The organism is Teichococcus vastitatis, from assembly GCF_003604215.1.
Classification (GTDB): Bacteria; Pseudomonadota; Alphaproteobacteria; order Acetobacterales; family Acetobacteraceae; genus Pseudoroseomonas; species Pseudoroseomonas vastitatis.
In genome coordinates this window covers 617,999-631,645 of the sequence record NZ_QXGS01000001.1, presented here as the reverse complement: position 1 = coordinate 631,645, position 13,647 = coordinate 617,999, and the positions used below count along the sequence as shown (strand labels likewise).

Here is a 13,647-nt window from a genome sequence, read left to right as displayed (position 1 = left end):
GGCTTAAAATCGTTTTGCCGCGGTTGACATCGGGGGGGTCCAAGCGCATTTGCCCGAAGCGGACAACACAGGTCCGGTTTGGAGGAAGATCCCGCGTGTTGCGGCTGTCGAAATTGACCGATTACGCCGTCGTGGTGCTGGCGCGGCTGGCTTCGCCGGGCGGCGATATGGCGGCCGCGGCGTCTCAGACTGCCCCTGCCATCGCTGCCGCCACCGGCATCGCCGAGCCCACCGTGGCCAAGGTGCTCAAGGCCCTGGCGCATGCGGGGCTGGTGGAGGGGCGGCGCGGCTCCGGCGGCGGATATCGTCTGGCGCGGCCGCTCAATGCCCTGACTCTGCCGGAGGTGATCGCCGCCATCGACGGTCCGGTCGCCTTGACCGCTTGCGTCGACGGTGCCGCCGGCCAGTGCGACGCCGAAGCCCTGTGCCCCGTGCGGGGGCGATGGGACCGTGTCAACCGTGCCATTCTGACCGCCTTGTCCAAGATCACCCTTGACGAACTGGCGACGCCCCCTGCGCCGCCGGCCCGTCGTGCCACCCCGCCGGCCCCGCCGGCCCACCTGCCTGCCGAGTAGGGGACAAAGACCATGCCTGCCGTCACCGAGACCATCGACACCGTCGCCGCCGTTACCTCGGGCACCTACAAGTACGGGTTCGAGACCGAGATCGAGATGGAGTTCGCCCCCAAGGGGCTGAACGAGGACATCGTCCGCTTCATCTCCGCCAAGAAGAACGAGCCGGACTGGCTGCTGGCTTGGCGCCTGAAGGCGTTCGCCATGTGGAAGACCATGGAGGAGCCGCACTGGCCCGCCGTGTCCTATCCGCAGATCGATTACCAGGACGCCTACTACTACGCCGCGCCGGTGAAGAAGCAGGGCCCGAGATCGCTCGACGAGGTCGATCCCGAACTGCTGCGCACCTATGAGAAGCTTGGCATCCCACTGAAGGAGCAGGCGATCCTGGCCGGCGTCGAGGGCGCGGGCGAGAGCCCGGCCGAGGGCCGCATGCCGATCGCCGTGGACGCGGTGTTCGACAGCGTGTCCGTCGCCACCTCCTACAAGGAGCGGCTGGGCAAGGAAGGCATCATCTTCTGCTCGATCTCCGAGGCGGTGCAGGAGCATCCGGAACTGGTGCGCCAGTACCTGGGCAGCGTGGTGCCGCAGGGCGACAATTTCTTCGCCGCGCTGAACTCGGCGGTCTTCACGGACGGCTCCTTCGTCTACATCCCGAAGGGCGTCCGCTGCCCGATGGAGCTGTCCACCTATTTCCGCATCAACGCCAAGTCCACTGGCCAGTTCGAGCGCACCCTGATCATCGCCGACGAGGGCGCCACGGTGTCCTACCTGGAAGGCTGCACCGCGCCGATGCGCGACGAGAACCAGCTGCACGCCGCGGTGGTGGAGCTGGTGGCGTTGGACGATGCCTCGATCAAGTATTCCACGGTGCAGAACTGGTACCCGGGCGATGAGAACGGGGTCGGCGGCATCTACAACTTCGTCACCAAGCGCGGTGCCTGCCGCGGCAAGCGTTCCAAGATTTCCTGGACGCAGGTGGAGACGGGTTCGTCCATCACCTGGAAGTATCCCTCCTGCATCCTGCAGGGCGATGACAGCGTGGGCGAGTTCTACTCGGTGGCCATCACCAACAATCGCCAGCAGGCCGACACGGGCACCAAGATGATCCATATCGGGCGCAACACGCGCTCGACCATCGTGTCCAAGGGCATCAGCGCGGGGAAGGGACAGAACACCTATCGCGGCTTGGTCAAGATCCTGCCGAAGGCGAGCGGGGCGCGGAACTTCACCCAGTGCGACAGCCTGCTGATCGGCGACCAGTGCGGCGCGCACACCGTGCCCTACATCGAGAACCGCTGCATCTCGGCCAAGGTGGAGCACGAGGCGACCACCTCCCGCATCGCCGAGGACCAGCTGTTCTATTGCCGCCAGCGCGGCCTGTCCGAGGAGGACGCGGTCGGGCTCATCGTCAACGGCTTCTGCCGCGAGGTGTTGAAGGAGTTGCCGATGGAGTTCGCGGTGGAAGCGCAGAAGCTGCTGCAGATCAGCCTCGAAGGCTCGGTGGGCTGAGGCCGCGCGTCGGCGGGACGACCCGCCGGCCTGACGCGGCTTCGCCGAAGACGTGACGTTTCGGGCGCCTCCTGCGCCCGCGGAATTGCATGGAGAGAGCGGCGCCCTGCCAGCGCCGTAGAGGACGGAACCGAAGAGCGATGTTGAAGATTGAAGGCCTGCGCGCCGAGATCGAGGGCAAGGAGATCCTGAAGGGGATCGACCTCGAAGTGCCGACCGGCGAGATCCACGCCATCATGGGCCCGAACGGCTCGGGCAAGTCGACGCTGTCCTACGTGCTGTCGGGGCGCGAGGGCTATGAGATCACCGGCGGCTCCGCCACCTTCAACGGCCAGGACCTGCTGGCCATGGAGCCGGAGGAGCGTGCCGCCACCGGTCTGTTCCTGGCCTTCCAGTACCCGGTCGAGTTGCCCGGCGTCGGCAATGCCAACTTCCTGCGCACCGCGCTGAACGCGCAGCGCCGGGCCAAGGGCGAATCCGAGCTGGACGCCATGCAGTTCCTGAAGCTGGCGCGGGAGCGGATGCGCGCGCTCTCCATGCCTGAAGACATGCTGAAGCGCGGCGTCAATGTCGGCTTCTCCGGCGGCGAGAAGAAGCGCAACGAGGTGCTGCAGATGGCGCTGCTGAAGCCGTCGCTCGCGATCCTCGACGAGACCGACTCCGGCCTCGACATCGACGCGCTGAAGATCGTGGCGGATGGCGTCAACGCCATGCGCGGGCCGGACTTCTCCTCGCTGGTGATCACGCATTACCAGCGCCTGCTGGACTACATTGTGCCGGACCGCGTCCACGTGCTGATGCAGGGCCGCATCGTGCAGAGCGGCGGCCCGGAACTGGCCAAGCAGCTTGAGGCGAGTGGCTACGCCTCGGTGGAGGCGGCATGAACGCGATCACCGAGCACAACGCGCTGACGGAGCCCGGCGCCGCCGGCTTCCTGCATCGCTTCGAAGGGCTGCGTGCCCGCCTGCCGGGCCGCGACCTGCCCTGGCTGCAATCGCTGCGCGAGGCGGGTGCGGCATCCTTCCGCGAGCAGGGCTTCCCGACCCGCCGGGTGGAAGCCTGGAAATACACCGATCTCGGCCCGCTGAAGGAAGCCGGCTTCGGTGAGGCGCTGACGCCGGTGGACAGCGCCATTCCGCTGCCGCGCGCCGCAGCGCCGCGCCGGGTGGTGTTCATCGACGGCCGCTTCAGCCCCGAGCTGTCCGATCCGGATGCGCCCGTGCGCTCCCTGGCGCGGCACCTGGACGAGGTGGAAGGGCTGCTGGGCTCCGTGGCGCGCCACGAGGGCGTCCCGCTGGCCGCTCTGAACACCGCCCTGTTCGAGGACGGTGCGCTGATCGACCTCGCCCCGGGCGAGGATGGCGGGGTGGTGGAGCTGCTGTCGGTGGTGCGCGCCGACCGCCCCGTGGCCCTGCACCCGCGCCACTTGGTGCGGCTGGCGCCGGGCGCGAAGCTGGTGCTGATCGAGCGTGCCTGGGGGCATGGAGAGAGCCGCTATCTGCACAGCCCGGTGCTGGAGTTCCAGGTGGCCGCCGACGCCCATGTCACCCATGCCCGCCTGCAGCAGGAGGGGCCGGCCGGCATCCACCTGTCCACCGTCTTCGCCACCGTGGCGGAGAAGGGCACCTATGACAGCTTCCTGCTGCATGCCGGCGCCCGGCTGGCGCGGGCCGAGGCCTATGTGACGCTGGCCGGGGCATTCTCCGCGGCGCACCTGAACGGCGCGCAGCTGGTGGGCGACGGGCAGCATGCCGATTGCACCACCTTCCTCGACCACGCGGCGCCGGACTGCCCGAGCCGCCAGACGGTGAAGACGGTGCTGGCCGGCCGCTCGCGCGGCGTGTTCCAGGGCAAGATCCACGTCCACCAGATCGCCCAGCGCACCGATGGCTACCAGATGAACCAGGCGCTGCTGTTGTCCGAGCAGGCCGAGATCGACAGCAAGCCGCAGCTGGAGATCTACGCCGACGACGTGAAGTGCAGCCACGGCGCGACCGTGGGGGCGCTGGACGAGACGCAGCTCTTCTACCTGCGCTCGCGCGGCATTCCGGAGGCCGAGGCGCGGTCCATGCTGATCGAGGCCTTTCTGCTCGACGCGGTGGAGACGGTGGAGAACGAGGTGGCCCGCGCCGCGCTGAGCGAAGCGGTGTCCGGCTGGTGGCAGAGGATGGCTGCGTGATGGACGGGGGAACACCGGCCTTCGACGTCGCGCGCATCCGCCAGGACTTCCCGATCCTGTCGCAGAAGGTCCGCGGCAAGGATCTGGTGTTCCTCGACAGCGGCGCCTCGGCGCAGAAGCCGCGCCAGGTGATCGGCGCCATGACGCGGATGATGGAGACGTCCTACGCCAACGTCCACCGCGGCGCCTACCACCTCTCGGAGGCGGCGACGGAGGCGTATGAGAGCGCCCGCCGCGCCGTGGCCGGCTTCCTCAACGCGGCGACGGAGCGGGAGGTGGTGTTCACCAATTCCTCCACCGCCGCGATCAATCTGGTGGCGCATTCCTATGGGCGCGGCGTGCTGCGCCCGGGCGACGCGGTGCTGGTGTCCGAGATGGAGCACCACGCCAATTTCGTGCCCTGGCTGATGCTGCGGGACGCGCATGGCATCGAGCTGCGCATCGCCCGCGTCACCGATGATGGCGAGCTGGACCTCGACGACCTCGAGGCCAAGCTGCGCGACGGCAAGGTGCGGCTGGCCGCCATCACCCACATGAGCAACGTGCTGGGCACCGTGACGCCGGCTGAGCGCATCGCCCGCCTCGTGCACGCGCATGGCGCCAAGCTGCTGCTGGACGGCTCGCAGGCCGCCGTGCACCGGCGCGTCGACGTGCAGGCGCTGGATTGCGACTTCTACGTCTTCACCGGTCACAAGCTCTACGGTCCGACCGGCATCGGCGTGCTGTGGGCGCGGATGGAGCTGCTGGAGCAGATGCCGCCCTTCATGGGCGGCGGCGACATGATCGAGGAAGTCACCCTGGAAGGCTACCGCACCGCGCCGGTGCCCGCCAAGTTCGAGGCCGGCACGCCGCCCATCATCGAGGCGGTGGGGCTGCACGCCGCCATCGATTACGTTCAGGCCATCGGCATGGCGTCGATTGAAGCGCATGAGCGCCGGCTGGTCGACCATGCCATGCGGAAGCTTTCGGCGGTGGAAGGACTGCGGCTGCTCGGCAATGCGCAGGATCGCGGCGGCGTGTTCGCCGTGTCGCTGCCCAACGCCCATTCGCATGATCTGGCGACATTGCTGGACCGCGTCGGGATCGCGGTGCGCTCCGGACGCCATTGCGCCGAGCCGCTGCACACCCGATTTGAGATCGAGAGCACCTGCCGCGCTTCCTTCGGTCTGTACACGACCGAGGGCGAGATCGACTATCTCGCGGAGGCGCTGGGCAAGGCGCGGGAGTTCTTCGGGTAATGTTTGACGATCTGCGGGATCTTTATCAGGAAGTTATCCTCGACCACGGCCGCAAGCCGCGGAACTTCCGCCGGCTGGACGATGCCGACCGCGAAGGGCGCGGCGACAATCCCATGTGCGGCGACCGCATGGAGCTGTGGGTCAAGCTGGCGCCGGACGGGCGGCTGGATGACATCGCCTTCCAAGGAAAGGGCTGCGCCATCTCCATGGCCTCGGCCAGCCTGATGACGGAAACGGTGCGCGGCAAGACGCCGGAAGAGGCCAAGGAGCTGTCCGACAAGTTCCGCGCTCTCGCCACCACCGGCACCTGTCCGGAATGCGGCGGCGCGCTGGCCGACGACATGGAGCGCCTGCAGGTGCTGGGCGGCGTTTCGGAGTTTCCCAGCCGGGTGAAGTGCGCCACGCTGGCCTGGCACACCCTGAACGCCGCGCTGGACAATTCAGGCAAGGAGGCGAGCAGTGAGTGATGGCATTCCTGCGCCGGACGGCGCCCCGAGGGAGGCGCACGCCGCCTGGACGCCGGATGGCGAAACCACGCCGCGCATCTCTGAGGACGCGGTGATCAGCGCGATCGGGCAGGTCTACGACCCCGAGATCCCGGTCAACATCTACGAGTTGGGCCTGATCTACGCCATCGAGATGGGCGAGGACGGCAAGGTCAAGGTCGAGATGACGCTGACCACGCCCTCCTGCCCCTCGGCGCAGGAGTTGCCGGCGCAGGTCGAGGAAATGGTGCGCACCGTGCCGGGCGTCAGTGACGTCGCGGTGGAAGTGGTGTGGGACCCGCCCTGGGATCCGTCCCGCATGAGCGAAGACGCCAAGCTGGCGTTGAACATGTACTGAGGCCGCGCCATATCAGGGTTTGTCATGAGCACCACCACCACGTCCCGCCCGACCCGTGCCCTGCCGCCGCTGATGTCGCTGTCCGACGCCGCGGCCGAGCGGTTGCGCGCGCTGTATGAGAGCGGCGGCCAACAGGGCAAGCTGCTGCGCATCGCCGTGAAGACCAAGGGCTGCTCCGGCATGGCCTATGACCTGGACTGGGCCGAGGCGCCCGGTCCGGGTGACGAGGTGGTGAAGGACAAGGGCCTGACCGTCCTGGTGGACCGCAAGGCGACGCTGTTCCTGATCGGCACCACCATGGACTATGAGACCAAGGCGATGTCGGCCGGCTTCACCTTCACCAATCCCAATGAGAAGGGTCGCTGCGGCTGCGGCGAAAGCTTCCACGTCTGAGGCGATGCGGCGGGCCTGACGGCCCGCCGGTGGCTCAGACGGCGCTGCTCCAGGTCACTGGCACGAAGCGGTAGCCATTCGCCTCCTTGGCGACGTGGCCAACCGCCGGGAAGGGCCAGTGATAGCCGGCGCAGCGGATACGGTCGGCGGCCACGCGGTCAAAGGTGCTGCGGCGGGTGCTTTCGGCCAGCGCCGGATCCATGTCGAACACCAGGTGCCAGCCGGGATTCCGCAGGTTCAGCTCGGGCCGGTTGGTAACGTCGCCCAGCACCATCAGCTGGTCATTGCCATCCGCCAGCAGGTAGCTGGTGTGGCCCGGCGTGTGACCCGGCGTCGGCACTGCCTGGATGCCATCGGCCACCGCCGCCGCACCCTCGACCTGGCGCAGCTTCGCCTTGTAGGGCTCCATCTTCCGGCGAACCAGGGCGAAGGCCGGCCTCATGGGCTCGGGCGCGCGGCTGGCCTGCCCGTCATCCATCCAGAAATCCCACTCCTCCTTGGGCACCACCAGCTCGGCATTCGGGTAGGTGGGCTTGCCGCCCGCGTCGGTCAGGCCAGCGATATGGTCGCCATGGAAGTGGGTCATGACAATGCGGGTGACGCGGGCCGCATCGAGCCCCGCCGCGCGCATATTAGCCGCCATCCGGCCCGCCGTGGCGCCGAGCTGGCCGCCCGTCCCGGTGTCGAACAGCGTCAAACCGTCCGGGCCATCCAGCACCACCACGGTGTAGGGAATCTCCAGCGCGTCGGTCGGCAGGAAGGCCTCTTCCAAGGCGGCCTGCACGGCACCGGCTTCGGCGTTGCGGACAAAGCCCTCGGTAGGCTTAGGACGGCGGCCGAAGCCGTCATTCACCAGCGTCACATGGCGGCTGCCGAGCTTGAGGCGGTAGAAGCCGGGGGCCTGCGCGGCCGGATCGCCGAGTCCGGTGGTCGGCGCGGCGGCGGGGGCCTGGGCCAGCGCGCTGCCCAGCCCGTAGCGCAGCACGGCCGGTGCCATCGCCACGGCGCCTGCCGCCAGCACCAGCGTCCGTCGATCGAAATTCATGCTCTCGCCTCCCACGGCCACCCCGGCGGTGGCATCCGGTGAAAGGGTGGTCATCACCCGGCCCGGATCAAGAGGCCGCAAACGGCGTCAGCGCGGCCTTTCGAAGCTGACCACGGCTTCCAGCTGGGTGGACCACAGGAACTGGTCGATGGGCGTGGCCTGTGCCACCCGCCATCCCGCCTGCTGCAGCAACTTGCCGTCGCGTGTCAGCGCGGCAGGGTTGCAGGACACGTAAACAATGCGCTGCAGCTGGCTGCGGGCCAGCGCCGGCATCTGGTCCAGGGCGCCGGCGAAGGGCGGGTCCAGCACCAGGGCGGCGAAGCCGTCCAGCTCCTTCGGCGCCAGCGGCTGACGCGCCAGGTCGCGCCGCGTGGCGCTGATCGCGGCGCCGACCCGGCGGGCGGCGACGTCCAACGCCGCGACGGCATCGGCCGCTCCCTCGAATGCGGCCACGCGGGCGCGTTCCGCCAGCGGAAAGGACAGGGTGCCGAGCCCGGCGTGCAGTTCCGCGATGCGGGCCTTGCCGGCCAGCTTGCGGGGCAATCCGTCCAGCACCGCGGCGATGATGGCGGCTTCGCCCTGCGGCGTCGCCTGCAGGAAGGCACCGGGGGGAGGGGCCACCGGCACGCCGCCCAGGGCCATGGACACCGCGCCCAGCTGGGCCAAGGTTTCCGTGGTGCCGCCCTTCAGCGTCCCACCGGCGATCCGTGGAATGCGGTGCGCCGCCGCGAAGGCCGCGATGGCGCTGCGATCGGCGGCGTTCGGCTCGCCATCCAGACGCAGCAGCAGGTCGGGACCGGTGTCCAGCAGGTTCAGCACCGCCGAGCCTTCCCGGCGGAAGGCCCGCAGGCCCCGCAGCAGGGCCCGCAGCGGCTCGAACAACGCCACCAGCGCCGGGTTCAGCACCAGGCAGGTGGAGAGGTCCTCCACCGCGCCGGCGCTGCGCTCGTGGAAGCCGAGCAGCACGCGGCCATCCGCCTGCCGCCGCAGCGCCAGGTCGGCCCGGCGGCGGGTCTGCGGCGGCGTGACCACCGTGTCCGCCACCGGCGCGTCGGGAAAGCCGGCGCGCGACAGGGCCTCGGCCAGCCGAGCGCGCTTCCAGGCGGCGTAGGGCGCGAGGGCCAGATGCTGGATGGTGCAGCCGCCGCAGCGGGGAAAATGCGGGCAGGGCGGCTCCACGCGATCGCGACTGGGGGACAGCACGCCCTCCAGCACCACCGCCATGCCATCGCCACGCTTCGGGCCGGGACTGACGCGCACCTGCTCGCCCGGCAGTGCGCCGGGCACGAACAGGCGGGCGCCGTCCGGGGTGGCCGCCAGCCCGTCGCCGCCGGCGCCGAGGGCGGTGATCTCCAACTCCAGGGTCGTCATGGTCCCGGCAGGTCCTCGCGGGTCCGGGCCAGCCAGACCTCGAACAGAAACAGGAGAAAGGTGGCGATCAGCATCGCCATGCCGCCCAGCAGCAGCAGCCCGACCGCGCCGCCGAGCGGGATGGCCAGGAACACGCCGACAAAGCCGGCGGTAGCCAGCAGAGAGATGCAGATGGCCGAAACAATGGCACAGGCAATGGCGGCGCGGATCACGGCCGCCCGCCGCTGCAGCAGCCCCTGGCGCGGCCTGCTGTTGTTGTCCGGCATCAGACTGCGATCGATCACGCGGTTCAGCCGCAGTGTCAGCAGGTTCAGCGTGGCGACGGTGGCGGTGAGCAGAAAGGCGGGCGCGATCGCCAGCTGGATCGCGCGCTCCACCTCCACCAGATCGGCGGCGTCAGGCACCCATTCTCCTTCCGCCGCCGCGCCGGTTCAGCCGAAGGCGTTGAGCCCGGTCTGCGCCCGGCCCAGGATCAGGGCATGCACGTCATGCGTGCCCTCATAGGTGTTCACCGCCTCCAGGTTCATCACATGGCGGATCACGTGGTACTCGTCGGCGATGCCGTTGCCGCCATGCATGTCACGCGACACGCGGGCGATGTCGAGCGCCTTGCCGCAATTGTTCCGCTTCAGCAGGGAGATCATCTCCGGCGCCACGCGGTGCTCGTCGAACAGCCGGCCCAGGCGCAGCACGCTGTGCAGGCCTAGCGTGATCTCGGTCTGCATGTCGGCCAGCTTTTTCTGCACCAGCTGCGTCGCCGCCAGCGGGCGGCCGAACATCTTGCGCTCGAGCGTGTAGGTGCGGGCGGCGTGCCAGCAGAACTCGGCCGCGCCGAGGGCGCCCCAGGCAATGCCGTAGCGCGCCCGGTTGAGGCAGGAGAACGGCCCCTTCAGCCCCTTGACGTTAAGCTGGTTGTCCTCGGGAACGAACACTTCCTCCATCATGATCATGCCGGTGGTGGAGGCGCGCAGGCTGAACTTGCCCTCGATCTTGGGCGCGGACAGGCCCTTCATGCCCTTCTCCAGCACGTAGCCGCGCACATCCCCGGCATCGTCCTTGGCCCACACCACGAACACGTCAGCAATGGGGGAGTTGGTGATCCAGGTCTTGGAGCCGGACACCAGATACCCGCCATCCACCTTCTTGGCGCGGGTGCGCATGGAGGAGGGGTCAGAGCCGGCATCCGGCTCGGTCAGGCCGAAGCAGCCGACCAGCTCACCCTTCCGCATCCCCGGCAGCAGCCGGTCCTTCAGCGCCTCGGAGCCGTAGGCCCAGATCGGGAACATCGCCAGGGAGGACTGCACCGAGAAGGCCGAGCGGTAGCCGCTGTCGACCCGCTCCACCTCGCGCGCGATCAGGCCGTAGGAGACGTAGTTGACGCCGGCGCAGCCATGGCTGTCGAGCGTGGCGCCCAGGAAGCCCATCTCGCCGAACTCGTTCATGATCTCCCGGTGGAAGTGCTCATGCCGGTTGGCCTCCAGCACGCGCGGGAACAGCTTCTCCTGGCAGTAATCGCGCGCGGCGTCGCGGATCATGCGCTCGTCTTCGGAGAGCTGGTCCTCCAGCAGCAGCGCATCGTCCCAGACAAAGCTGGGACGGGCAGACTGGGTGATGGCGTTCATGGGGCGTTCTCTCCTGGCAGAGTCTTTTCGGCAGGCCGGGAGATTGGCCCTGCCGGGGGCGTCCGACAACCACCCGCTCCCTGAATCCTGGAGCGGGCGGCTGTGATCAGGCCGCCTCGGAGCCGGCGTCGCCATCCGGCGCGGGCTGCGCCTCGGCGGCGTCGCGCCGCGGGCGCGGGATCGGGATCAGCATGAAGGCCGGAATGGCATCGCCGAAGCCCAGCACGGCCGGGCCGAGGTCGTCCCGCCGGCTGTCGCCACGGTCGCGCCTGCGATCGTCGCGCGGTGCATCGCGGTAGCTGTCGCGCTGCTGGTCCCGCGGCTGGCTCTCCCGCTGGGGACGGCCGGCCTCCCGCGGGTCCTGGCGGCGGCCACCGCGGGGCTCGTCGCGCCGCTCGTCACGGCGGCGCGGCTCCTGGAACCGTTCCTCGCGGGGCGGCAGCGGCGCGGGCGCCTCCACCACCTCCTCGACGGGGCGCGCTTCCACCAGCCGCGCTTCCGCCGGCCGGGGTTCGGGCCGCCGCTCGTCGCGGTGCCGGGCATTGCCGCGGCGGGCGATCTCGCGCGGCTCGTCGCGGCCGCGCCCCTTGGCGGGAGCGGCGCGGCCACGGCCACGGCCGCCGCGCGGGGCGCTGGCCGCCTCGGCCAGTTCCTCGGCGGACACCGGATCGAGGCCGGGGATCTCGATGCGGGGGATCGGCTTGCCGGTCAGGGCCTCGATGGCCGCCACCAGCTTCACGTCGTCCGCCGTGGCCAGGGTCAGGGCATTGCCTTCCCGGCCGGCGCGGCCGGTGCGGCCGATGCGATGGACGTAATCCTCGTCGCGGAACGGCACGTCGAAGTTGAAGACGTGGCTCAGCCCGCCGATGTCGATGCCGCGCGCCGCCACGTCGGAGCAGACCAGCAGCTGCAGCTCGTTGTTCTTGAATTTCTCCAGCGTGGCGAAGCGCACCGATTGCGGCAGGTCGCCATGCAGCGCGCCGGCGGCGAAGCCGTGCTTGCTCAGGCTCTTGTGGAGCACGTCGACGTCACGCTTGCGGTTGCAGAAGATCAGCGCGTTCTGCACGTCCTGCGAGCGGATCAGGCGCCGCAGCGCCTCGCGCTTGTCGTGCGGCTGCACGAAGGCCACGCCGGCGGTGATCGTGGTCGCCACGGAGGCGGGGGCGGACACGGTGATGGTTTTCGGGTTCTGCAGGAAGGCATCGGCCAGCCTGCGGATCTCGGGCGCCATGGTGGCGGAGAAGAACAGGGTCTGGCGCAGCGGCGGCAGCAAGGAGACGATGCGCTCGACATCGGGGATGAACCCCATGTCCAGCATGCGGTCCGCCTCGTCGATCACCAGCACCTTGCAATCGGCCAGCATGACGCGGCCGCGGTCGAACAGGTCGAGCAGCCGACCCGGCGTGGCGATCAGCACGTCCACGCCCTTGTCCAGCACGTCCCGCTGGTCGGACATGCTTTCGCCGCCGATCAGCAGGGCGTGGTTCAGCTTCATGTGCTGGCCGTATTTCACGAAGTTCTCGGCCACCTGCAGCGCCAGCTCGCGCGTCGGCTCCAGGATCAGCGAGCGCGGCATGCGCGCCTTGGCCCGGCTGCCGGCCAGGATGTCCATCATCGGCAGCACGAAGGAGGCGGTCTTGCCGGTGCCGGTCTGGGCACAGCCCATCACGTCGCGTCCCATCAGCACCACCGGAATGGCCTGTTCCTGGATCGGCGTCGGGTGGATATAGCCGGCATCGGCAACGCCGCGCAGCAACGCCTCGGACAGGCCGAGGTCGGCGAACACGGTGTGCGGCGCCTCCGGCTCGTCGGGCATGGGAGAATTGTCCGGTTCGGCTTCGGCCGGAGCGGTCTGGGCAACGGAAAGATCGGTGTCGGCCGCGTCAACAGCGGTCGGAGTCAGCGGGTCGCTCAAGGGCTATCGGTTCCTGCGCCGGCAGGCGGCGAGATGTGGGCCGGCCGGCCACGCGAAAACCCACGCGCCCTGCGATCCGGCGTCCGTAGCGCCGCATATGCGCCGAACAGGGCCGGTTGGCAAGGTTTTCCACGGTTGCGGCGGGGGTTTCCTGAGCGTAACCGTGCCCCTGATGCCCGAAACGCGCCCCCTGCTCCTGCTCCCCGGCCTGTTGTGCGACGCCCGGCTGTGGCGCGACCCCGTGGCCCTGCTCGGGGATGCGGTGTCGGCGCAGGTCGCCGACCTGGCCCAGGACGACACGCTGGGCGCCATGGCCCGCAGGGCGCTCGCCGCCGCGCCGCCGCGCTTCGCCCTCGCCGGCCTGTCGATGGGCGGCTATGTCGCGTTGGAGATCCTGCGGCAGGCGCCGGAGCGGGTGACCCATCTGGCGCTGCTCGACACCTCGGCACGGCCGGACAGCCCGGAAGCGGCGCGCAGGCGGCGCGGGCTGATGGCCCTCAGCCGCTCCGGCCAGTTCAAGGGCGTCACGCCGCGCCTGCTGCCCAGCCTGCTGCATCCCGAGGCGGTGGACGGCCCGCTCCGGCATGAGGTCCGCGCCATGGCCGAACGGATCGGCAAGGATGCCTTTCTGCGGCAGCAGCTGGCGATCCTGCACCGGCCCGATTCGCGGCCCATGCTGCCGAAGCTGCGCCTGCCCGTTCTGGTCGCCGTCGGCCAACAGGACGTGCTAACGCCGCCCGATCTGTCCCGCGAGATGGCCGAGGCGATCGCCGGGGCAACCTTGGCGGTGATTCCCCGCGCCGGCCACCTGCCCACCATGGAGCAGCCCGAGGCCAGCGCATCCCTGCTGCGCGCGTGGCTGGCCCGCCCGCCCGCTTGACCGGAGATGCCCGATTGGGGCCGCACCCGATCGATCATGAAGCAGCGGCGGCGCCGTCAATGCTTCGGTAAGAAACG

At 69.6% G+C, this 13,647-nt stretch carries 14 protein-coding genes; 9 read left to right on the top strand and 5 right to left on the bottom strand.

Annotation, left to right across the window (positions count from 1 at the left end; genetic code table 11):
* Positions 1 to 95: 95 nt before the first annotated feature.
* From D2K64_RS02980 to D2K64_RS02945, 8 genes are all read left to right on the top strand, one after another.
* Positions 96 to 575 (top strand): SUF system Fe-S cluster assembly regulator, encoded by a 480-nt coding sequence (locus D2K64_RS02980; protein WP_120006467.1) that lies wholly within the window; start codon positions 96 to 98, stop codon positions 573 to 575.
* A gap of 12 nt (positions 576 to 587) precedes the next feature.
* On the top strand, positions 588 to 2,084 hold the full coding sequence (sufB, locus tag D2K64_RS02975) for a Fe-S cluster assembly protein SufB (RefSeq protein ID WP_120006465.1): 1,497 nt from the start codon (positions 588 to 590) through the stop codon (positions 2,082 to 2,084).
* Positions 2,085 to 2,224: 140 nt separating this feature from the next.
* Positions 2,225 to 2,968: a Fe-S cluster assembly ATPase SufC gene (sufC, locus tag D2K64_RS02970; RefSeq protein WP_120006463.1), complete on the top strand. Its 744-nt coding sequence runs from the start codon at positions 2,225 to 2,227 to the stop codon at positions 2,966 to 2,968.
* Positions 2,965 to 4,263, top strand: coding sequence for a Fe-S cluster assembly protein SufD (sufD, locus tag D2K64_RS02965; protein WP_120006461.1), 1,299 nt, complete (start codon positions 2,965 to 2,967; stop codon positions 4,261 to 4,263). Before sufC ends, sufD begins: the two co-directional genes overlap by 4 nt.
* Positions 4,263 to 5,501: an aminotransferase class V-fold PLP-dependent enzyme gene (locus tag D2K64_RS02960; protein WP_120006459.1), complete on the top strand. Its 1,239-nt coding sequence runs from the start codon at positions 4,263 to 4,265 to the stop codon at positions 5,499 to 5,501. The genes sufD and D2K64_RS02960 overlap by 1 nt, the downstream gene beginning before the upstream one ends.
* Positions 5,501 to 5,968, top strand: a complete 468-nt coding sequence (gene sufU, locus D2K64_RS02955) for a Fe-S cluster assembly sulfur transfer protein SufU (protein WP_120006457.1) — start codon at positions 5,501 to 5,503, stop codon at positions 5,966 to 5,968. Before D2K64_RS02960 ends, sufU begins: the two co-directional genes overlap by 1 nt.
* Entirely contained in the window at positions 5,961 to 6,344 is a 384-nt protein-coding gene (locus D2K64_RS02950; RefSeq protein ID WP_120006455.1) for an SUF system Fe-S cluster assembly protein, read from the top strand. Before sufU ends, D2K64_RS02950 begins: the two co-directional genes overlap by 8 nt.
* Positions 6,345 to 6,368: 24 nt before the next feature.
* Positions 6,369 to 6,737 carry a HesB/IscA family protein gene (locus D2K64_RS02945; RefSeq protein ID WP_120006453.1) on the top strand — a complete coding sequence of 123 codons (369 nt, stop codon included), beginning with the start codon at positions 6,369 to 6,371 and terminating at the stop codon, positions 6,735 to 6,737.
* A gap of 34 nt (positions 6,738 to 6,771) precedes the next feature.
* Here the strand turns inward: D2K64_RS02945 and D2K64_RS02940 are convergent, their stop codons facing one another.
* The 5 genes from D2K64_RS02940 to D2K64_RS02920 all read right to left on the bottom strand — a co-directional run bounded on the left by D2K64_RS02940 (position 6,772) and on the right by D2K64_RS02920 (position 12,690).
* Positions 6,772 to 7,836, bottom strand: coding sequence for an MBL fold metallo-hydrolase (locus D2K64_RS02940; RefSeq protein ID WP_238383968.1), 1,065 nt, complete (start codon positions 7,834 to 7,836; stop codon positions 6,772 to 6,774).
* Positions 7,837 to 7,869: 33 nt separating this feature from the next.
* Positions 7,870 to 9,153 (bottom strand): class I SAM-dependent RNA methyltransferase, encoded by a 1,284-nt coding sequence (locus D2K64_RS02935; RefSeq protein ID WP_120006451.1) that lies wholly within the window; start codon positions 9,151 to 9,153, stop codon positions 7,870 to 7,872.
* Complete coding sequence (locus tag D2K64_RS02930) at positions 9,150 to 9,557, bottom strand: DUF2721 domain-containing protein (protein WP_120006449.1); 408 nt, start codon at positions 9,555 to 9,557, stop codon at positions 9,150 to 9,152. The genes D2K64_RS02935 and D2K64_RS02930 overlap by 4 nt, the downstream gene beginning before the upstream one ends.
* Positions 9,558 to 9,584: 27 nt before the next feature.
* Positions 9,585 to 10,775, bottom strand: coding sequence for an acyl-CoA dehydrogenase (locus D2K64_RS02925; RefSeq protein WP_120006447.1), 1,191 nt, complete (start codon positions 10,773 to 10,775; stop codon positions 9,585 to 9,587).
* Between the two features lie 106 nt (positions 10,776 to 10,881).
* On the bottom strand, positions 10,882 to 12,690 hold the full coding sequence (locus tag D2K64_RS02920) for a DEAD/DEAH box helicase (RefSeq protein ID WP_370764249.1): 1,809 nt from the start codon (positions 12,688 to 12,690) through the stop codon (positions 10,882 to 10,884).
* 172 nt (positions 12,691 to 12,862) lie between these two features.
* Here D2K64_RS02920 and D2K64_RS02915 point away from each other — a divergent pair, with 172 nt between their 5' ends.
* Positions 12,863 to 13,570 (top strand): alpha/beta fold hydrolase, encoded by a 708-nt coding sequence (locus D2K64_RS02915; protein ID WP_120006445.1) that lies wholly within the window; start codon positions 12,863 to 12,865, stop codon positions 13,568 to 13,570.
* Positions 13,571 to 13,647 lie beyond the last annotated feature (77 nt).